Raw genomic sequence first — 18,425 nt, forward strand, 5'->3', positions numbered from 1 at the left:
GCTAGAGCACCGCGCCCTTGTCGAGCAGCAGGTCGACAAGCTCGGGCGCCACGCGGCCGGTCACGTCGTAGTTGTAATAGACCTCGAAATTGCGGATCGCCCGCGCCGTCGCTTCCCCGGCCACGCCATCGGCCGGGCCGTGGAGGAACCCCAGGCTCGCCAGCCCGCGCTGGATGCGCGCCACCACCTCGCGGTCATGCGGCGAGAACGCCGCCGCGCCGATCGAGGCGGTGGTCGTCGCAGCCGTGCTCGCCTGCACCGCCTGCGGCAGCGCCGCCGCGGTTACTGGGGCCGGAGGTGTCGGCGTCGGTGCTGTCGGCATCGGCTGCGGCAGGGCCGGCATGGGCTGGATCGCGGCGATCTGGGCCGGCGCCGGAGCGGGCTGCGCCTGGGCCGGTGGGCTGGTCATCGCCACCGATTGCACGCCCTGGATGATCGTCTCGATGGCATCGCCGGCCGTTTCGACCGCGATGTCCATCGCCTGCTGCGGGGTGGCCGGCAGTTCGCGGCGCAGGCCGTCGCGCGGCTGCTGCGCGGCCATCGCTGCCGCGCCGCCCAGCGTCAGGGGCGTGACGGTTGCGGCAAGCGGCACCGCTGCCGGAGTGGTCGCGGCCGGAATCTGGGCCGATGGCGCGGGGGGCGGCGCGATCAGCGCGTTCACCGCATTGACCGGACCCGAAACCGGCGCAACCGCCGGCGCCACCAGCGGCAGGGGCTCGGCGCGCGGCACGCTCGCCTGTTGCGGGGCAGCCACCGGCTCGGGGGTCGCCCGCTGCACCGCGGCCGGAGCCGGGCTCGCGATCGATGTGGCGAGGATCTTCTGCACGATCTCGCGGCTCAATTCACCGCGCGGGGTCAGCCCCTGGCGCTGCTCGAAGGCGCGGATGGCACTGGCCGTCTTGGGTCCGTAGAACCCGTCGACACGGTCGGTGAACAGCCCCATCGCCTGGAGCTTGCGCTGCACCTCGAACACGTCCTTGTTGCCGATGGCGCCCTCGGGCGCGGTGCGCGGCGCGGCGACGCTGCCCGTCGTCTCGCGCTGCGGCGTGGCCATGGCCGGCACGCGCGCCGTCTCGCGCAGCACCGGCACGGCAGGGGCGGTCTCGGCCGGGGGCGCGACAGGGGCGGGCGCCTCCCGGTTCACCCCGAAAAGCGGGGCGGGATGCTCGCCCTTTTGCAGATAGAGCGCGTTGCTTCCGGCGAGCACGGAAAAGCTCACAAGCGCCGTGATCGCCGTATTGGCGAGCGGCGCCCGCATGTAACTGGCAATGCCCCAGAGGGCGGCGCGCTTGGCGGAATGGGCGATGGCACCACCCGCCGCCAGCGGCAGGTGGGTGAGCGTGGTCGCTGTCATCTTGCTCTTCTTCTTGCGTCGGGCCATGTGGTCATGGGTTGGGGCATGGGCTGGTTGGACGGGTCCCTGTCGAGGGATACGACCTGGCCAGTGTCCTCCAACTTGGTTGCCGGACCGTTTATGGGCAGAAGAACGCTCATCACCGTGCCCTCGCCCGGGCTCGACTGGGCCACCATGCGCCCGCCATGCAGGCCCACGAGCCCCTTGACGATCGAAAGCCCGAGCCCGGTGCCCTCATAGCGGCGGTCAAGGCCCTGCTGGGCCTGGAAGAAGGGCTCGCCGAGCCGGGCCAGCGAATCGGTGTCCATGCCGATGCCCGAATCGCTTACCTGCAGGCAGAGATGCCGCCCCTGCCGGCGCAGCGATACGCTGACCGTCGCGCCCTTCTGGCTGAATTTGATGGCGTTGGTCAGCAGGTTGATGAGAATCTGCCGGCAGGCGCGCTCGTCCGCCATCACGGCCGGCAGGGCGGCGGGCAGCTCGGTTTTCAACGTCACGCCATGGCTCTGCGCCATCGCTCCCACCATGGCGAGGCTCGGGGCCACGATCGCTGCGGGGTCGAAGAGCTGCGGCTCGAGCGCGAATCGCCCCGCCTCGATGCGCGAATAATCGAGCAGCGCATCGACGACCCCCACCAGGTGCCGTCCGCTCTTGCCGATCAGCCCGGCATAATCCTTCTGGGTGGCGTTGAGCTGGCCGGCCAGCCCGTCGCCCAGCATGTCGGCAAAGCCCACGATGGCGTTGAGCGGGGTCTTGAGTTCGTGGCCGATGGTGGCCAACAGCTGCGCGCCATGGGGCAGCGCATCCCCACCCTCTGTCGCCTGCCGTGCGGCGCCTTCGGCGGGCATGCCGATGCCGATCTCCTCGAGAATCACCAGCACCTCGCGGCCATCGGCCGAGCGGCTGAGTTCGGCCGAAGCCAGAATGAAGCGCGGCGCCCGCGTCAGGCCCTCGGCATCGTCCTGGCGCAGCCGCAGTTCCACGATGCGCCCGGCGCCGGTGCGCCGCACCGTGTCGAGCGCCGTCAGCCAGGCCGGCCGGTCGAGCACATGCACGCGCTCGAACAACCCCTGCCCCAAAAGGCCATAGCGCGGGCAGCCCAGCAGCGTTGCGGCCGAGCCCGAGGCAAAGCGCACCCCGCCATCCTCGCCAAGCCGCATCACTCCGTCGCGCAGCTTTTCGAGCAGGTCGCGCATGTCGGCCTGGCCCAGCCCCGCGGCCGGGCGCGTCGCCGTCGCGCCCTCACGACGGCGGGCCACATGCAGCGCCACGGGCACGGCCAGCCCCAGTGCCAGCGAGAATGCGGCCGCGAGCAGGCCCGCCGGCGTGCCCTGGCTCAGCCCATAGGCGCCAAAGGGCAGCCCCGCCACCCCGGCCAGCAGCACCAGCCGCATCGGCATCGACAGCCCGGCGAGCAGCCCGGATCCGACAAGGCCCATGGGGGCCTGCCGTGCCGGTGCCGGATCCTGCCCGGCGCGCCCGAACAGGCGTGTGACGATGCTGGGCATGGAGGCGGACGGGTCCCGGATCTGGTTGGGTCTCTTGGTGCCGCCACCCTCCACGCCAAGAGCTAAGAGGGCCTTAAGCCGGCCCCTCCGGAGCCCGCAGGCGCCGTCTATAGGCCTGATTCGGCGGTGGTTTCTGTCGCTAGCGTAAACAGTTCCTTGCCGGGCGAAAGGCTTCGGAAACCCTGCATTTTGTTCAAATGCAACCCATTCGGGCCGCGATGCCTTAAGCCGCGCGATGCTTCCCTGATGGCCCGGGGCATGTCGTTCCGGCCGCAGCCGACCATTCCCGCAAGGGAGAAAAGAGCCATGTTTATCCTGCGTTCCGCCTTCTGGCTGTCGCTCGCTTATCTCGTGATGGTGCCCCATGGCGGGGTCGCCGAGATCGAGGCGCGCGCCGGCGCTGCCGCCGGCGACGCCATCGAGGCCGGCACGCGCATCGTGGTCGAGGCGGCCATCGACAGGGCCTGCGGCGGTTCTGCCTGCGCCCTGCCCGACCTTGTTACCAATGCCATTACGGCCAACGCCCTGGCGATGACCGGCACGCAGGCCCGCCCCGCCCTGCCTCCGCCGCCCGCCTCCGCACTTGCGGTGCTGCCCGATCCTCCGCAGGCCGTGCCGGTTCTGGCTGCGGCCAGCGATCCGCCGCCCGATCCCTTCGCGCCCTTCCCCCAGCCGCGCCCCCGCTGGCGCAGCTAGAACCGCTTAAGGCGCAGTCGATACCGGTTCGCCGTCCGGAGACGCGACCACGACCCCATCCCGGCCGGCCTCACTTCCCCGAGGCCCGTCCCGGGTCGACCGCCGCAGGCACGCTGCCCCGTGCCTGCGGCATTATTCCTTGCCATTTTCCTCGTGCGGGCAGCGTTCCCGCCCTAGGTTCCGGCATGCTCTTGGCGTATCTAAGGGCCATGACCCATCCGCAGCCCTTCACCGAAATCGCCGAGAACCTCTCCTTCCTCGATGACTGGGAGGATCGCTACAGCTACCTCATCGAGCTGGGCAAGGCGCTGCCGTCGCTCTCGGTCGAAGAGCATGCGCCGCACTACAAGGTGCATGGCTGCGTCTCGCAGGTCTGGCTGGTCAGCGAGCGCGACGGCGATCTCCTGCGCTTTCGCGGCGATTCCGATGCGCTGATCGTCAAGGGCCTCGTGGCCGTGCTCATCGCGCTCTATTCGGGCCGCACCGCCCCCGACATCGCCGAAACCGACGCCATCGCCATCTTCGACGAACTGGGCCTGCGCGAACACCTGACCACCCAGCGCTCCAACGGTCTCGTCGCCATGGTCAACCGCATCCGCTCCGAAGCCCGCGCCATCGCCTGAAACCTCCCGTCTTCCCCTCAGAGAAGATAGGAAGAAGCAGTCTCGCGCCGATCTCTTGCCCCTTCTCCCCTCAAGGGGAGAAGGAAAAGGACGCGGCCTTCGCGCCATCTCATCTATAGCCCTATTCGCGGATCTCTCGTCCCCCTCTCCCCTGAGGGGAGAGGGTCGGGGTGAGGGGTTCAGCCTCTCGGCTACGCCCATGATCTGAACCCCTCATCCGGCCCTGCGGGCCGCCTTGTAACTTGACGTTGCCGTTATCTGACCGATCATCAGGTGCGGTGATGCGGGGCAGCTCGATGCCACCACGGTCAATAGAGCCCGGGGAGAAGTCCGGAGCGCTCCGCATCGATCCATTGATCCCGAACAGTCGCCAGGGCCGCAAACGCGCGAGCCCGTTTAGGCAAGGAGGGGAAGAGATGGATATCACCGTAGGTATCGATGTGAGCAAGAGCCGGTTGGATGTGTATGTGCATCCAAAGGGTGAGTGCCTTGCAGTCGACAATGACGAGGTCGGGGTCGCGTCCCTGGTGGAGCGACTGCACCGCCTTGAAGGCATCGACTGCATCGGCCTTGAGGCCTCAGGACGCTACGAGCGTCTGGCTGTGGCAGAACTGGCCGCCGCAGGGCTGCCGGTTGTGGTTCTGAACCCCGCGCAGGTTCGCCATTATGGGCAGGCCATCGGGTTGCGGGCAAAGACCGATCCCATCGATGCCAGGTTGATTGCCCTGTTCATCGCGGCGGTGCATCCCGAGCCAAGGCCAATCCCCGATGACGCCACACGCGAGCTCGAGGCGTTGATGACGCGCCGCAGGCAGATCGTCATCATGCTGGTTCCAGAGCGCATGCGCCGCCAGCAGGCCGCGCCAGGACGGGTCAGAACCTCCATTGCGCGCAGCCTCACCATGCTTGAGGACAATCTGCGCGAACTGGATGCCCATATCGACAAGGCGGTGCGCGGAACGCCGGTATGGCGGGACAAGGAAGATCTTCTGTCCTCCGTTCCCGGCATTGGCAAAACCATAGCGCGCAACTTGACGGCCCAGCTGCCTGAACTGGGAACGCTCAGTCCCCGTCAGATCGCGGCGCTGGCCGGGCTCGCCCCTTATACAAGGCAATCGGGCTCATGGCGCGGGCGCAGCATGATCGGGGGTGGCAGACCTGCCGTGCGCGCTGCCCTGTTCATGGGCGCTCTGGTTGCAGCGCGTCACAACCCAACACTCAAGACGTTCCGAGACCGCCTCATTGCCAATGGCAAACCAAAACTGGTCGCCAGTATCGCAGTCGCGCGAAAACTCCTCACCATCCTCAACGCAATCATCAGGGATCAAAGACCGTGGCAACACACTTGAAATCCAAGACAGTCGCTTCTCCCCTCAGGAGAAGGGAAAACACGCTCTTCTGCGCCGTCATCACTCCCAGATTCCCGGCCGCCCGCCCTCAGCCATCCAGCCCCGGCTCGCCACCCGCTCGCGCCCCTGCGCCCGGGGCGACAGTCCGAACTGCTGGGCCAGTTGCTCGAGCCCGATGCGCAGCACGAGCTTGGCGCTGCGCCGGGGCCAGCCGCGTTCGGTCTCCACCTGTTGCAGGCCCTTGGAGAACCCGCAGACATCCATCACCACACCGGCGCAATCGGCCGGCAAGGCCCCGTGAAGCCGCCCGAGTTGCCGGCGTGCCTCCGCCGCCATGTCCGAGATGTCGGCTGCCCCATTGCCACCGCCGCTCGCCGTATGGGTCGCCGAATAGCGCATGGTGAGCCGGGGTTGCAGATGCGCCCGCTCCACCAGCCGGCGCAGCCTTTCCCCCGCTTCCACCTGATGCGGCATGAGGAACGCCTCCGCCCCCGTCGCCAGACGCGCCAACGGGCTTTCAGCGAGATTGGTGGCAACACCCGCCGCCATCGCGATGGTTCGATGCTGGTCGGCATGGGGCGTGTCGCTTTCCGAAAGCGCCCGGCGCAGCCAGCTCCGTGCCCCCTCTCCGGCGCGCCACGCCCCAGCCTCCCGCATCAGCACCCCCTGGCCCGCGAGATCGCGGACCGCCGAAACCGGCAGGTGCACGCGCCGGGCTGCCAGCGCCGCCGTCACCGCCCCGCCATCCTCATGTGTCGTGGCCCCCGCCACCATCATCCGCACGAAGCGGATGCGGGTCGGGCGGTCGTCGCGGACAGATGATGCCTTGCGCTCAGCCATGTGTGCCACTCCGCAGCATCGGGCTAGCCTCACCCTCGTCATCGGCGGCCTCCACCGCCGCTTCGAGCCGCGCCTCCAGGGCCGCGATCCGGCGCTCGAATTCGGGCTCGTCGCGGCGGTCCTCGATGATGGCGCAGGCATGGGCCACCGTGGTGCGATCGCGACCGAAAAGCCGACCGATTTCGGTGTAGCTGCGGCCCAGGATCACATGCACAAGATACATCGCCAGCTGCCGCGCCTCCGCCACCGGGGCGGTTCCGCGCGAGCCCTGCAACAGCACGGTGAGGCTCATGTCCCGTTCGGAAGCGACAATCCCAACCAGCCGCCCGGCAAGGCTGTCGCTGCGCCACGCCGCATCCAGGCTGCGCAGGCGCCGCACCCCCTGCCTGCCGCACACACTTGGCCCATCCACGCCGCCGGCCCACCCCTCAGCCATCTTTACCTCCGTTATAGGACATTATTCCTATACGTTGGGCAAGAGGTGGCGGGGATAAGTTGTCGGCGCCAGTTATGGCGCCGGCATCAAGACTTCAACAGCGGTATAGTGGTGGCGGCAAAATCACGCGTCGCGGAAAGATGCCCTTACCGCACCAGCCCGACCCAATCCACGATCAGGCTCTCTCGCGCCCTGAGCCCACCCGACACGCTTTCGCGCCGTTCGTCCTGGGCGAGCCGCGCGAACGTCAGCAGCTGCCCGTCGCGTTCGGCCCAGCCCACATACCAGCCCCAGCCGCGCGCGCGGTCGAGGCTGCCATCGGCGCGGCGGGGATAGGCGCTGCCGGTCTTGCCATGGAGGGTCCAGCCGCCCGCTGCGTTGGTTTCGACGATGCTGCGGGCAAGGGCCATGCTGGCGCGATCGACGGGCAGCGCATCGGTGGCAAGCGCGGCGAGAAACGCCACCTGCTCGCGCGGCGAAATCAGCAGCGACGATGAAATCCACGCCCGTTGTAGGCCATTATCCTTGCCGGGGTCGCCGGCAAAATCGGCATTGCCATAACCCAGCCGACGCGCTCCGGCCTCGAGCCTCTGCGCACCGAGGCTGGCGGCGATGCGCTGGGAATACCAGACGACCGAATGGGTCATCCAGGCCCGCGGGTCCACCGGGCGGTGCCAGGCCGGCCCGCCCCAATCGGGCTCGCCGGGCCTGATCGTCATCACCGGAGCATCGTCGGCGGTGAGGATTCCGGCTTCGAACCCCAGAACGGCCAGGGCGATCTTGAATGTCGAAGCCGGCGTCACCGGTTCGTCGCACGTGCCGCTTTGATGCCGGATAACGCCGCTGCGCGCATCGGCGACGAGCGTGCACAGGGTTGCCGCACGCGCCGGCAGGCCTGCGGCGATGGTAACGACCAGCACGAGCGCGGTCAGCAGCAGCGCAGGCTTCAATGAAAAACTGCACCCCCGGGACGGGGATGCAGCTCTATTCGCCCCCGACATCGATAGTGATCAGCCGGCCTTGCGGCCGAGGCCGTTGTCCTTGGCAAGGCGAGACCGGGTCGCGGAATAGTTGGGCGCAACCATCGGGTAATCGGCCGGCAGGCCCCACTTCTCGCGGTATTCTTCGGGCGACAGGTTATAGTGCGTGCGCAGGTGGCGCTTCAGCGACTTGAACTTCTTGCCGTCTTCGAGACAGATGATGTAGTCGGGCGCGACAGACTTGCGCACCGGCACGGCCGGCTTCAGCTCCTCGACGGGCTCGGGCGCAACGGCGCCGCGCAACCCCTTGAGGGCGCCATGCACATCGGCAATCAGCCGCGGCAGATCGGTAACGCTCAGGGCATTGTGACTGACATAGGCACAAACGATATCGGCGCTCAGGTCGATGAGATCGTTATCACTTTCAGGCATCGCGCCGTTCATTTCGCTCATTGGTGGTCCTTCTCTTTTCGGGTCGGGGGGCGGGGGCATTCAGCCTGGCCGCTGCCTCTTTAATGCTGTTCCAGAGCAAATGCAACGTGCAAGAGCCCGGCCAGAAAAAGTTACCAACGTGGCAATACTATGATCGGGGCGGCGTATAGTCTGCCAACTCGTCGAGGCGGGTAGTAGAGTGTGGCCGCAGGCCCACGCGATAGGCGGCCCGCGCCAGAAGGTGGGCCGAGACGGGCGTGGTCAGGACGATGAATACGAGCCCGAACAGCGCCCGGATCGTCACGGCGCCATCCTGGGCGACCAGCGCGATGGCGATGAGCAGCAGGCCCGAGCCGATGGCCCCGGCCTTGGATGCCGCATGCATGCGGGTATAGAGATCGGGCAAGCGCAAGAGCCCGATCGTCGCGAGCAGCACGAAGACCGAGCCGATGACCACGAACAGTGCCGCGATGAGCGCGAAGAGTTCGGCGATACTCATCGTTCCTGCTCCGGTTGCTGGGCGGGGGTCTCGCGATGCATCAGGTAGCGCGACAGCGCCACGGTGGCGAGAAAGCCCACGAGCCCGAGCGAGATGGCGATATCGAGATAGGCCATCTGCAAGGTGCGCAGGGCAAACACCGCGATCAGTGCCAGCCCCACGAGGCTGAGCGTATCGAGCGCGAGGATCCGGTCGGCGAGGCTGGGGCCGCGCCACAGCCGTACGAGCCCGAAAAACAGCGCCAGCAGCAGCATCACCATCCCGAAGGTGGTGGCGTGATACAGCAGCTCCATGGCGCTCATTGGAACACCGCCTTGACCCGCGCCTCGAAGCCGGATGCGATTTCGGCGACGAGATCCTCCTTGTTGCCCATGGTCATCACATGGATGAACAGCAGGCTGCGATCCTCCGAGACATCCACCGACAGCGTGCCGGGGGTCAGCGTGATCAGATTGGCCAGCATGGTGATCGAGGCATCCGATTGCGGCGACAGCGGAATGGCGACGAAGGCCGGCCTGATCCTGTTCATCAGGTCCGGCTGCATCACCAACCAGGCCACCTTGGCGGCGCTGATCACCAGTTCGCGCACGAACAGCCAGGCCAGCGCCAGTATGGCAGGCAGGCGGATGACGAAAATCTTCAGGGCTCTGAGCATCATGGCGCGATCGTCCCCAGTCCGAAGGCGGCGATATAGCGCTGCGGGTCGATCATCTCCACGGCCGCCAGCCGCGCCGTCTCGATCAGCAGGTTGGGCCAGAGCCCGGCCGCAAGGATCAGCCCGACCAGGACGATGCTGGCGCCCGTTCCAAAGCGCTGCTGCGCTGCGGTCAGCGGATGAGCCACCGGCCCTGCTGCACCGTCGGGCGCGCCGGCCGGACCGTTGCGCCAGAACACATGCGCCCAGAGCCGCGTCCCGGCGATCAGCGTCAGCCAGGCATTGACCAGCAGCGCGCCGATCATCGCCATCGCCAGCCAGTCGATCTGCCAGTTGGCGATCTCGGCGCCGCTGATCCCGGCCTCAAGCAGCAGCAGCTTGGGCCAGAAGCCAAGGAAAGGCGGCAGGCCGGCAGCCGAAAACACCAGCAGGATGAAGAGGATGGAGACCGGAGACGAGGCCGCGTAGAGCCCGCCCATCTCGCGCGTGTCAGTGCGCCCGGTCAGCTTTTCCACCAGCCCCGCGACGCAATAGAGCGCCGTCATCGTCAGCATGGAATGCACGATATAGAGCGTCGATCCCGCCAGCCCATGCATGTCGGGCAGCGCCAGCCCCACCATCACCGAGCCGATGCCGCCGATGACGAGAAAGCCGATGGCCCGGCGCAGATTGGTCTCGGCGATGGCCCCGAGCGGCGCGACGACGAGGGTCAAGATGGCCACCGTCGCGATCACCGGCTCGAGCAGGTCCCTTCCCGCCGGCATCAGCACCACGAGCGAGCGCAGCAGCGCATAGACGCCAACCTTGGTCAAAAGCCCCGCCATCAGCGCCGAAAGCGCCGCCGATGGTGCGTGATAGGAGGCCGGCAGCCACTGGTTGAGCGGAAAGGCCGCCGCCTTCATGCCGAAGGCAAGCAGCAGCAGGGCGGCAATGGTGGTCATCACCGCCGGGTCGGCATCGGGCGCGACCAGCGTGATGTCGGCCATGTTGAGCGTGCCGAGCGTCCCGTAGATCACGCCGAGCGAGGCAAGGAAGATGGTCGTCGCCAGAAAGTTGAGGAAGCCGTATTTCAGCGTCGCATCGAGCTGGATATTGCGCCCGCCCAGAACGAAAAGCCCGAAGGAGGCGATCAGCATCACCTCGAACCAGACATAGAGGTTGAATAGGTCCCCCGTAAGGAACGACCCGCAGACGCCCGCCAAAAGCAGCAGCACCAGCGGATAAAGCCCCGAGCGGCCATCGCTTTCTGATCGCTCCATCTGCAGATAGGCGATCACCACCAGCGTCACCAGCGCCGAAACCAGCACGAAGATCGCGCTCATCACATCGGCGGTGAAGCTGATGCCGAAGGGCGGCAGCCACTTGCCCATGGTCATCGAGACGGGGCCGGTATCGCTGGTGCGCGTCAGCAGTTCGAGGCCGCACAGCAGCACCGCGAAGGTCACGAGCCCCGCCACGGGCGCCTGCAGGGCGCGCATGCCGCGCAGCGCCAACAGCACCGCCGCGGCCAGCAGCGGCAGCACAACCGGCAGTATGACGACCCAGTCGCTCCAGGGCGTGGGTGTGGTGATCATCGGCTGGCCCATTTCAATAGCTCAAAGGCGGGTTGGGGCCGCCTTCGGGTTCGGCCAGCCGCATCCTGTCGGTATCGTCGGCATCGAGCGACTGATAGGCGCGATAGCCCAGGACCAGCAGGAAGGCGAACATCGAAAAGCCGATGACGATGGCCGTGAGGATCAGCGCCTGCGGCAGCGGATTGGCGAAGGGCGGCTCGGGCACATAGACGTTGGCGGGCACCAGCGGCGGCACGGCGCGCGTCAGCCGTCCACCCACGAAGATCAGAAGGTTCACCGCATTGCCCAGAAGCGTGAGGCCCAGCAGCATGCGGATCACCGAGCGCGACAGCAGCAGATAGACCGCAACCGTCGTGAAAAGCCCGATGAGGAGAACAACAGCAACTTCCATCAGTCTTCTCCCCCATCATCCTCGAGCGCCAGCGCCACCGCCGAAATCGTGCCCAGCACGACGAGATAGACGCCGATGTCGAAAACCATCGGGCTCGAGACATTGATCTCATAGCCGCCGATCTCGGCGATGGCCCAGAGCCCGGTCATGAACGGCGCCTCGAAGGCCAGCGAGGCAAAGCCCGCGATCCCAGACAGCGCTGCACCGGCTCCCGCGATGGCGATGGGGTTGACGCGCAGGGCCCGCCGCACCGTCGCAACGCCGGATGACATGCCGTAGATCGCGATGGCGGAGGCCGCGATCAGACCGCCGATGAACCCGCCGCCCGGCTCGTTGTGCCCGCGCAGCGTCACGAACACCGAGAATACCAGCATGATGGCGACGAGGAACGGCCCGATCGTGCGGAAGATGAGCGTGTTCATGGCGCGCTCCGGCTGGCATCGCCCGAGGGCGCGACGAGGGGTTGCTCCGGCGGCGCCGGCCGCTTCTGGCTGCGGATCAGCGCCAGAATGGCGATGCCGGCGGCCATCACCACCGAGATCTCGCCCAGAGTATCGAGCCCGCGGAAGTCCACGAGGATGACATTCACGATATTGCGCCCATGCGCGATCTCGGCGCTGTAGGTGGCGAAAAAGGCGCTGAGCCGATCCTCGAACGGCAGGCTCACCACCCGCAGCATCAGCAGCGTCACACCCACCCCGCAGAGCAGTGCGATCATGCCGTCGCGCGCGAAATCCTCGAGCGGGCGCGGATCCTCATGGTCGAGCCGCAGCCGCGTCATCACCAGGGTGAGGATCACCACCGACAGGATTTCGACCATGAACTGGGTGAAGGCGAGATCGGGCGCGCCGAACAGCATGAAGAGCAGCGCGATCGCCAGTCCCTGGATGCCGAGCGCGAGGATGGCAAAGAGCCGCCGGCGCGCCACCACCACGGTCACCACGCCCGCCACGGCCACGGCCATCACACCCCATTCGTAGAAGGTGAGATCGGGCATGGGCGGCAGCGCCGGCAGGCCGTCGAGCAGGTAGAGCGGGGCGAGCAGCGCCACCGCCAGCGCGATGAAGAAGACGACGAGATAGAGCTCGAGCCGGCCATGATGCAGCAGCCGCGTCAGCGCTGCCGCGCCGCGCACGAGGCCGAACATCACCGCATCGAAGCCCTGGTCGAAGCTCCAGCGCGGCGCGGCGGCAAGCCGTTGCAGGCCCGCGCGCAGGGCATCGAGGCGCCAATAGGCCAGCCCCGCCACCGCCCAGGTCAGGATCGAGAGCCAGAACAGCACCGAGCGGGGGTCGACGATGAGCTTGATGTGGCTTTCATAGGCGACATTGGCGATGGACGAAGCAGCCGGCGCGACGAGGCTTTCGCCCAGCCACACCGCCGCGATGCCGCCCAGAACGCCGATGGTGCCGAAAACGAGCGGGCCGGAGAGGCTGGCGACATCGCCCTCATGGGGCGGATGCGGGGTTTCCCGCAACGGGCCCATGAAGGGGCGGATCATGATGGCAAGGCCGACCGCAGCCAGCAATCCATTGCCCACCACCAGCACAAGGAGAATGGCAAGGCTCAGCGGGTCGCCGCTGGCGAGCGCCAGATACATCTCTTCCTTGGCGATATAGCTCACGAGCGGCGGCAGCCCGATCATCCCCAGCCCTCCGAGGATGGCGGCCATGAAGGTCGCCGTCATCGGGTCGCGCAGGCCGCCGAGCCGGGTAATGTCCTTGGTGCCGGTGCCGTGGTCGATGATGCCGACGGTGAGGAACAGCCCGGCCTTGTAGAGCGCATGGGCGATGAAATAGAGCGCCATGGCGAGGAACGCAGCCTCGGTGCCGAGCCCGATGAGCAGCACCAAAAGCCCGAGGGAGGCCAGCGTCGTCTGGGCCAGCATCTGCTTCATGTCGGTCTGGCGGATGGCGGCGAGCGCCCCCCAGATCAGCGTGAAGCCGCCGAAGGTGACGAGAATGACGAACCACGCATCGGTGCCCCCGAGCAGCGGGGTGGTGCGCGCGAGCAGATACACCCCGCCCTGCACCATGGTGGCCGAATGGAGGAAGGCCGAGACCGGGGTCGGCGCCTCCATGGCGTTGGGCAGCCAGAAATGGAAGGGAAACTGGGCCGATTTGGTGAAGGCGGCAAGCAGCACCAGCCCCAGCACCAGCCCATAGGCCCCATGTCCGCGCAGGTCGAGACCCGAGCCGATCATGGCCGAAATGTCCCACACCCCGAAGAGCCGGTTGAGCAGCAGCGCTGCCAGCAGCAGCGCCAGCCCGCCCGCCCCTGTCACCACGATGGCCTGGATGGCGGCGCGCCGCGCCTTTTCCCGCCCGTGGTCGAAGCCGATCAAGAGGAACGAGGTGACCGAGGTCAGCTCCCAGAAGAGGAAGAGCCCGAGCACGTTGTCGGACAGCACGAGACCGAGCATCGCGCCCATGAAGGCGGTGATGAAGGCGAGGAACCGCCCCTGATGGGGGTGCCCTTTGAGATAGCTTCCTGAATAGATGAGGATGAAGGTGCCGATGCCCGAAATGGCGAGCGCGAACATCAGCGCCAGCCCATCCACGAAAAAGCTCAGCGTCAGCCCGTAGCTGGGCACCCAGTCGATGCCGGCCGACACGAACCGGCCTTCGGAAACCGGCCCGACAAAGCCCCAGAGGAACACGAAGATCGTCGCCGGCACGATGGCGAGGACCCAGCCGGTCGCTGCACCCGCCACTCTGTGGATGAATGGCGCCACGGCGGCCGCGAGAAACGGCACGATGGCGACCATGGCAATGGCAATGTCGAGCGACAGGTCCAAGGGTCCTCGCTAGTTTCTGGCACCGGCCCTGTGGTCGTTCGTCCCCGGCACCCGGCAGTTGCAGCGGCACATTAACAAGGGTTACCCCCTGAGCAAGACTTATCGGCGCAACCGATGGTCGCAGGCGGGTTTGCCACAGTTTAGTGGGGGTGGAAGCGGCGGTTGCGAGCAATTACATAGCGATGAGCGGTCTTCGCGCCGCCCGCCTTCCCCGCGACAGCCGGTCTCCGGGGCGATTCTCGCCCTGAACCCGCCGCCGCCTCAAAGCCCGCCTCGCCACAGACCCGGATGCCAAGCCCATGCCCCTCACGCCGCCAGTCGCCGACAGACGCGATCACACCAGCACCCATCACGGGGTGACGCGCAGCGATCCCTACGACTGGCTGCGGGCCGAAAACTGGCAGGAGGTGATGGAAGAGCCCGAAACCCTGCCCGCCGATATCCGCGCCTATCTCGAGGCCGAAAATGCCTACACCAAGGCCGGGCTTGAGGAGCCGCAGGCGGCGCTGGTCGATGCGATCTATCGCGAGATCCGCGGCCGCATCAAGGAAGACGATTCCGGGGTCCCCTCCCCCGATGGTCCCTTCGCCTATAATTCGCGCATGCTCGAAGGCCAGCAATATCCCCTCATCGTGCGCACCCCGCGCGAGGGCGGCCCCGAAACCATCCTGCTCGATTGCAATGCCGAGGCCGGCGAGGGCTATTTCGGATTTGCGGGGGCCGATCACGACCCCACCCACCGGCTCCTCGCCTGGTCGGTCGATCGGCAGGGCTCGGAATACTATTCCATCATTATCCGCGATATCGCCACCGGCCGGGATACCGGCGAAACCATCGAGCGCACGGCGGGCGACAGCACCTGGTCGGCCGATGGCAGGGCCATCTACTACACCGAACTCGATGACAACCACCGCCCCTTCCGCGTGCGCCGGCACGATCTGGGCACCCCGCAATCGGCCGACGCCATCGTCTATGAGGAAAACGACCCGGGCTTTTTCGTCTCGGTCGACAAGACGCTCTCGGGCCGCTTCATCGTCATCGATGCCCATGACCACCAGACCTCCGAAGTCTGGCTGATCGACGCCCTTGAGGGCGGGCCGCCGCGCTGCGTCGCCGAGCGGGTCGAGAACCGCGAATACGATATCGATGAGCGCCGCGGCACGCTCTTTATCCGCACCAATGCCGGGGGCGCCGAGGATTTCAAGATCGTGACGGTTTCAGCCGACACGCCGGCGGCCGAGAACTGGGTCGATCTCGTGCCCCATCGCGAGGGCGTGCTGGTGCTCGACGTCTTCGTCATCGCCAACCACATGCTGCGGCTCGAGCGGCATGAGGGGCTGCCGCGCATCGTGTCCCGAGACCTGCGCACCGGCAAGGAGGAGACCATCGGCTTTGCCGAGGAGGCGTATGCGCTCGGCATGGCCTCGGGCTACGAGTTCGACACCGCAACCATCCGCTTCACCTACGCCTCCCCCACCACGCCCTCGCGCATCTACGATCTCGATCTCGAGACCGGGGCGCGCACGCTCCTCAAGGAGCAGGAGGTTCCCTCCGGCCACGATCCCTCCGCCTACGAGACCCGCCGCATCTTGGCGACGGCGGCCGATGGCGAGACCGTGCCGGTGACGCTGACCTTCCGCAAGGGCCTTACCCTCGATGGCAGCGCCCCCTGCCTGCTCTATGGCTATGGCGCCTATGGCATGGCGATGCCGGCCGCCTTCTCGGTCTCGAACCTCTCGCTCATCGATCGGGGCTTCGTGCATGCCGTGGCCCATGTGCGCGGCGGCATGGACAAGGGCTATCGCTGGTACCGGATGGGCCGGCAGGCCCACAAGACCAACACCTTCACCGATTTCATCGCGGCGGCCGAAACCCTGATCGCGTCGGGCTATACCGGCAAGGGCAGCATCGTGGCGCAGGGCGGCTCGGCCGGCGGGCTGCTCATCGGGGCCGTCGCCAACATGCGGCCCGATCTCTGGGGCGGGCTCATCGCCGAGGTGCCGTTCGTGGATGTGCTTAACACCATGCTCGACGATACCCTGCCGCTGACCCCGCCCGAATGGCCCGAATGGGGCAACCCCATCGCCTCGGTCGAGGATTATCGCCGCATCGCCGCCTATGCCCCTTACGAAAATGTCGAGGCCAAGGCCTATCCCCCCATGCTGGTGCTGGCGGGCCTCACCGATCCGCGCGTTACCTATTGGGAGCCGGCCAAATGGGTGGCCCGGCTGCGTGCAACCCGCACTAACGATAATCCCTTGTATCTCAAGACCCATATGGGGGCCGGCCATGGCGGCGCCTCGGGGCGGTTCGATCGCATCAAGGAGACGGCGCTGTCCTACGCCTTCGCGGTCGTCTGTGCCGGAAAGGCGTAACCAAACAGCCCCTTGGGTCATTGGCGCTGTCGCACAAAGCGCCTATATGGAGGCCAACCCTTCCTTCGGCAGCCCCAAGGGGCCGCCGGCATGCCCGACGAACTCAACACGGAGGCTACGAGAATGGCTTTTGAACTGCCCCCCCTGCCCTATGCCTATGATGCGCTTGGACCCTACATGTCCAAGGAGACTCTGGAATACCATCACGACAAGCATCACCAGGCTTACGTGACCAATGGCAACAAGCTGCTCGAAGGCTCGGGCCTCGAGGGCAAGAGCCTCGAAGAGATCGTCAAGGAGAGCTACGGCAAGAATGCCGGCCTCTTCAACAATGCCGGCCAGCATTACAACCACATCCATTTCTGGAAGTGGATGAAGCCCAATGGCGGCGGCAAGTCCCTGCCGGGCGCCCTGCAGAAGGCCATCGATGCCGACCTCGGCGGCTACGACAAGTTCCGCGAGGCGTTCCTCGCCGCCGGCGCCGGCCAGTTCGGCTCGGGCTGGGCCTGGCTCACGCTCAAGAACGGCAAGCTCGAGGTCACCAAGACCCCCAATGGCGAGAACCCGCTCGTTCATGGCGGCACCCCGCTGCTGGGCGTCGATGTGTGGGAGCACTCCTACTACATCGACTACCGCAATGCCCGCCCGAAATATCTCGAGGCGTTCGTCGACAACCTCGTGAACTGGGACTATGTGGCCGAGCTCTACGAAGCCGCCGCCAAGTAATCTCTGCGCCTGATGATTTTAGAAGGGCTCGCGACGCCTGTCGCGGGCCCTTTGCTTTTTCCGCCCCTGCCGGGCCCGCGAGCATCTTCGCAGGCCCGAACGAACATGCTAAGGCACCGTTAACCATGTCGGAGACCGGTGCATGCGGCAAAGCACGGTGGCAGTGCTGCTCGACAATCCCGCTCTGGGCTCGATCCTTTCGGCAACGCTGGCTTCGGCCCCGATGCTCAAGGTGCGCAGCTTCGAGGCGGCGGTGGGGCTTGCCGCCTATGCGCGCCTCGCGCCCATCGACATCCTCGTCATCGATCTCGACGACTGGACGGAGGCCGACCTCGTCGATCTCAAGGCCGGCATCGCGGCCGGCTGCGCGGTGATGGGGCTCTGCTCGGGCATGACCTCGGCGCGCATCCGCGCCCTGCGCGCTGCGGGCATCGATGAAGTGCTGCTCAAGCCCATGTCGCCGCGCTACCTGCTGGAGCGGGTGCGGGCGCGGCTCTCGCGCCTCGCGCGCGACGCGGCCATCGCCGAGATCGAGCCGGCAGCCCTCGCGCCGGTCGACTGGTCGCGCTTTGGCGACAATGTGGTGCCGCTATTCGGCTGACCGTGGCGGGCTCGCCACCGGCGGATGCGCGGCCCGCTCGGCCAGGAGCCAGTTGATCTTGTTCCACATGTCCTCGGGCGAATCGGTGAACTGCACCGCCCGGTCCAGATGAGGCATGCTGTGGGATGCGACATCGGCGAGAAAGCCGCGCACCACCTCGAACGCCCCGTGGCGATTAAAGAAGATGATCGGCTTGCCGGCCTGCGTACGTCGCGCCCGCGCCCAGGCCAGGTAGAGCTGCGAGGCCGAGGCGAGCGAGCCGGGCAAAGCCACCAGCACATCGGCCAGCTCGATCAGCCGCGCCAGTCGCGCCTCGGGGTCGGCGATGCGCTCCACCGACATGCCGTCGAAGGCCGAGGGGGCGCGGAACGTCTCGTCGGCCACCAGCGACACCCGCCCCCCGGCCCGTCTTGCGCTGGTGATCAGCGGCACCGGCGCACCCACGCCCTCCACGAGGCACACCGTGTGGGCGCGATGATCGGCGAGGTGCTTGCCCACCTGCGTCATCAGGGCGGCGCGCTCGGCATCGCCGGGCCCCCGGTCCGAGGCGAAGACGGCGATGGCGGGGGTGCCGGCGGGAGGGGCCATG

Annotated in this window: 20 protein-coding genes; 6 read left to right on the forward strand and 14 right to left on the reverse strand. The window is 67.0% G+C overall.

Features of this window, described 5'->3' with window-relative positions:
- Position 1: 1 nt before the first annotated feature.
- A complete protein-coding gene (locus BT183_RS15135) occupies positions 2-1,354 on the reverse strand; it encodes a peptidoglycan-binding domain-containing protein (RefSeq protein WP_143145837.1) in 1,353 nt (450 codons plus the stop codon).
- Positions 1,351-2,862 (reverse strand): PAS domain-containing sensor histidine kinase, encoded by a 1,512-nt coding sequence (locus BT183_RS15140; protein ID WP_072345079.1) that lies wholly within the window; start codon positions 2,860-2,862, stop codon positions 1,351-1,353. Before BT183_RS15140 ends, BT183_RS15135 begins: the two co-directional genes overlap by 4 nt.
- 306 nt (positions 2,863-3,168) lie before the next feature.
- Here BT183_RS15140 and BT183_RS15145 point away from each other — a divergent pair, with 306 nt between their 5' ends.
- The 3 genes from BT183_RS15145 to BT183_RS15155 all read left to right on the forward strand — a co-directional run bounded on the left by BT183_RS15145 (position 3,169) and on the right by BT183_RS15155 (position 5,530).
- A complete protein-coding gene (locus BT183_RS15145) occupies positions 3,169-3,558 on the forward strand; it encodes a hypothetical protein (protein WP_072345080.1) in 390 nt (129 codons plus the stop codon).
- Between the two features lie 209 nt (positions 3,559-3,767).
- Positions 3,768-4,181 carry a SufE family protein gene (locus tag BT183_RS15150; RefSeq protein WP_072345083.1) on the forward strand — a complete coding sequence of 138 codons (414 nt, stop codon included), beginning with the start codon at positions 3,768-3,770 and terminating at the stop codon, positions 4,179-4,181.
- A gap of 416 nt (positions 4,182-4,597) precedes the next feature.
- A complete protein-coding gene (locus tag BT183_RS15155) occupies positions 4,598-5,530 on the forward strand; it encodes an IS110 family RNA-guided transposase (RefSeq protein WP_072345086.1) in 933 nt (310 codons plus the stop codon).
- Between the two features lie 60 nt (positions 5,531-5,590).
- Here BT183_RS15155 and BT183_RS15160 read toward each other — a convergent pair whose 3' ends face one another.
- The 11 genes from BT183_RS15160 to BT183_RS15210 all read right to left on the reverse strand — a co-directional run bounded on the left by BT183_RS15160 (position 5,591) and on the right by BT183_RS15210 (position 14,104).
- Complete coding sequence (locus BT183_RS15160; protein ID WP_072345087.1) at positions 5,591-6,370, reverse strand: DUF6456 domain-containing protein; 780 nt, start codon at positions 6,368-6,370, stop codon at positions 5,591-5,593.
- Entirely contained in the window at positions 6,363-6,806 is a 444-nt protein-coding gene (locus tag BT183_RS15165; protein WP_072345089.1) for a helix-turn-helix domain-containing protein, read from the reverse strand. Before BT183_RS15165 ends, BT183_RS15160 begins: the two co-directional genes overlap by 8 nt.
- 146 nt (positions 6,807-6,952) lie before the next feature.
- Positions 6,953-7,756 carry a class D beta-lactamase gene (gene blaOXA / locus BT183_RS15170; protein WP_244545355.1) on the reverse strand — a complete coding sequence of 268 codons (804 nt, stop codon included), beginning with the start codon at positions 7,754-7,756 and terminating at the stop codon, positions 6,953-6,955.
- Between the two features lie 60 nt (positions 7,757-7,816).
- Positions 7,817-8,239 (reverse strand): Ros/MucR family transcriptional regulator, encoded by a 423-nt coding sequence (locus BT183_RS15175; RefSeq protein ID WP_210185492.1) that lies wholly within the window; start codon positions 8,237-8,239, stop codon positions 7,817-7,819.
- A 127-nt stretch (positions 8,240-8,366) separates the two neighbouring features.
- Complete coding sequence (gene mnhG, locus BT183_RS15180) at positions 8,367-8,717, reverse strand: monovalent cation/H(+) antiporter subunit G (protein ID WP_072345093.1); 351 nt, start codon at positions 8,715-8,717, stop codon at positions 8,367-8,369.
- The gene (locus BT183_RS15185; RefSeq protein WP_072345095.1) at positions 8,714-9,019 is read right to left on the reverse strand and encodes an MrpF/PhaF family protein; all 306 of its coding nucleotides are present in this window, start codon (positions 9,017-9,019) and stop codon (positions 8,714-8,716) included. The genes mnhG and BT183_RS15185 overlap by 4 nt, the downstream gene beginning before the upstream one ends.
- Positions 9,016-9,375: a Na+/H+ antiporter subunit E gene (locus tag BT183_RS15190; protein WP_072345097.1), complete on the reverse strand. Its 360-nt coding sequence runs from the start codon at positions 9,373-9,375 to the stop codon at positions 9,016-9,018. Before BT183_RS15190 ends, BT183_RS15185 begins: the two co-directional genes overlap by 4 nt.
- Entirely contained in the window at positions 9,372-10,946 is a 1,575-nt protein-coding gene (locus BT183_RS15195) for a proton-conducting transporter transmembrane domain-containing protein (protein ID WP_072346243.1), read from the reverse strand. The genes BT183_RS15190 and BT183_RS15195 overlap by 4 nt, the downstream gene beginning before the upstream one ends.
- A gap of 13 nt (positions 10,947-10,959) precedes the next feature.
- A complete protein-coding gene (locus tag BT183_RS15200) occupies positions 10,960-11,337 on the reverse strand; it encodes a Na+/H+ antiporter subunit C (RefSeq protein ID WP_072345099.1) in 378 nt (125 codons plus the stop codon).
- Positions 11,337-11,759: an MnhB domain-containing protein gene (locus tag BT183_RS15205; RefSeq protein ID WP_072345102.1), complete on the reverse strand. Its 423-nt coding sequence runs from the start codon at positions 11,757-11,759 to the stop codon at positions 11,337-11,339. Before BT183_RS15205 ends, BT183_RS15200 begins: the two co-directional genes overlap by 1 nt.
- Complete coding sequence (locus BT183_RS15210) at positions 11,756-14,104, reverse strand: putative monovalent cation/H+ antiporter subunit A (protein ID WP_143145886.1); 2,349 nt, start codon at positions 14,102-14,104, stop codon at positions 11,756-11,758. The genes BT183_RS15205 and BT183_RS15210 overlap by 4 nt, the downstream gene beginning before the upstream one ends.
- Before the next feature lie 329 nt (positions 14,105-14,433).
- Between BT183_RS15210 and BT183_RS15215 the strand changes: the two genes are divergently transcribed.
- From BT183_RS15215 to BT183_RS15225, 3 genes are all read left to right on the forward strand, one after another.
- Positions 14,434-16,509, forward strand: coding sequence for a S9 family peptidase (locus BT183_RS15215; protein ID WP_072345104.1), 2,076 nt, complete (start codon positions 14,434-14,436; stop codon positions 16,507-16,509).
- A 123-nt stretch (positions 16,510-16,632) separates the two neighbouring features.
- Positions 16,633-17,235 (forward strand): superoxide dismutase, encoded by a 603-nt coding sequence (locus tag BT183_RS15220; RefSeq protein ID WP_072345106.1) that lies wholly within the window; start codon positions 16,633-16,635, stop codon positions 17,233-17,235.
- Positions 17,236-17,377: 142 nt separating this feature from the next.
- Complete coding sequence (locus BT183_RS15225; RefSeq protein WP_072345108.1) at positions 17,378-17,836, forward strand: ANTAR domain-containing protein; 459 nt, start codon at positions 17,378-17,380, stop codon at positions 17,834-17,836.
- Here the strand turns inward: BT183_RS15225 and BT183_RS15230 are convergent.
- Complete coding sequence (locus BT183_RS15230; protein ID WP_072345110.1) at positions 17,825-18,424, reverse strand: hypothetical protein; 600 nt, start codon at positions 18,422-18,424, stop codon at positions 17,825-17,827. The two genes, BT183_RS15225 and BT183_RS15230, sit on opposite strands and share 12 nt — an antisense overlap.
- Between the last annotated feature and the right edge of the window lies 1 nt (position 18,425).

This window comes from Devosia enhydra (assembly GCF_900119845.1).
Taxonomy (GTDB): Bacteria; Pseudomonadota; Alphaproteobacteria; order Rhizobiales; family Devosiaceae; genus FPKU01.

Excerpts from the sequence above, each read along its gene's own strand:
- BT183_RS15160 (WP_072345087.1), bottom strand. The coding sequence starts at position 6,370 with ATGGCTGAGCGCAAGGCATCATCTGTCCGCGACGACCGCCCGACCCGC.
- BT183_RS15185 (WP_072345095.1), bottom strand. The coding sequence starts at position 9,019 with ATGAGCGCCATGGAGCTGCTGTATCACGCCACCACCTTCGGGATGGTG.
- BT183_RS15145 (WP_072345080.1), top strand. The coding sequence starts at position 3,169 with ATGTTTATCCTGCGTTCCGCCTTCTGGCTGTCGCTCGCTTATCTCGTG.
- BT183_RS15155 (WP_072345086.1), top strand. The coding sequence starts at position 4,598 with ATGGATATCACCGTAGGTATCGATGTGAGCAAGAGCCGGTTGGATGTG.
- BT183_RS15195 (WP_072346243.1), bottom strand. The coding sequence starts at position 10,946 with ATGATCACCACACCCACGCCCTGGAGCGACTGGGTCGTCATACTGCCG.
- BT183_RS15150 (WP_072345083.1), top strand. The coding sequence starts at position 3,768 with ATGACCCATCCGCAGCCCTTCACCGAAATCGCCGAGAACCTCTCCTTC.
- BT183_RS15200 (WP_072345099.1), bottom strand. The coding sequence starts at position 11,337 with ATGGAAGTTGCTGTTGTTCTCCTCATCGGGCTTTTCACGACGGTTGCG.
- BT183_RS15175 (WP_210185492.1), bottom strand. The coding sequence starts at position 8,239 with ATGAGCGAAATGAACGGCGCGATGCCTGAAAGTGATAACGATCTCATC.
- BT183_RS15220 (WP_072345106.1), top strand. The coding sequence starts at position 16,633 with ATGGCTTTTGAACTGCCCCCCCTGCCCTATGCCTATGATGCGCTTGGA.
- BT183_RS15135 (WP_143145837.1), bottom strand. The coding sequence starts at position 1,354 with ATGACAGCGACCACGCTCACCCACCTGCCGCTGGCGGCGGGTGGTGCC.
- BT183_RS15165 (WP_072345089.1), bottom strand. The coding sequence starts at position 6,806 with ATGGCTGAGGGGTGGGCCGGCGGCGTGGATGGGCCAAGTGTGTGCGGC.
- BT183_RS15225 (WP_072345108.1), top strand. The coding sequence starts at position 17,378 with ATGCGGCAAAGCACGGTGGCAGTGCTGCTCGACAATCCCGCTCTGGGC.
- BT183_RS15230 (WP_072345110.1), bottom strand. The coding sequence starts at position 18,424 with ATGGCCCCTCCCGCCGGCACCCCCGCCATCGCCGTCTTCGCCTCGGAC.
- BT183_RS15140 (WP_072345079.1), bottom strand. The coding sequence starts at position 2,862 with ATGCCCAGCATCGTCACACGCCTGTTCGGGCGCGCCGGGCAGGATCCG.
- mnhG (WP_072345093.1), bottom strand. The coding sequence starts at position 8,717 with ATGAGTATCGCCGAACTCTTCGCGCTCATCGCGGCACTGTTCGTGGTC.
- BT183_RS15210 (WP_143145886.1), bottom strand. The coding sequence starts at position 14,104 with ATGGTCGCCATCGTGCCGTTTCTCGCGGCCGCCGTGGCGCCATTCATC.
- BT183_RS15205 (WP_072345102.1), bottom strand. The coding sequence starts at position 11,759 with ATGAACACGCTCATCTTCCGCACGATCGGGCCGTTCCTCGTCGCCATC.
- BT183_RS15190 (WP_072345097.1), bottom strand. The coding sequence starts at position 9,375 with ATGATGCTCAGAGCCCTGAAGATTTTCGTCATCCGCCTGCCTGCCATA.
- BT183_RS15215 (WP_072345104.1), top strand. The coding sequence starts at position 14,434 with ATGCCCCTCACGCCGCCAGTCGCCGACAGACGCGATCACACCAGCACC.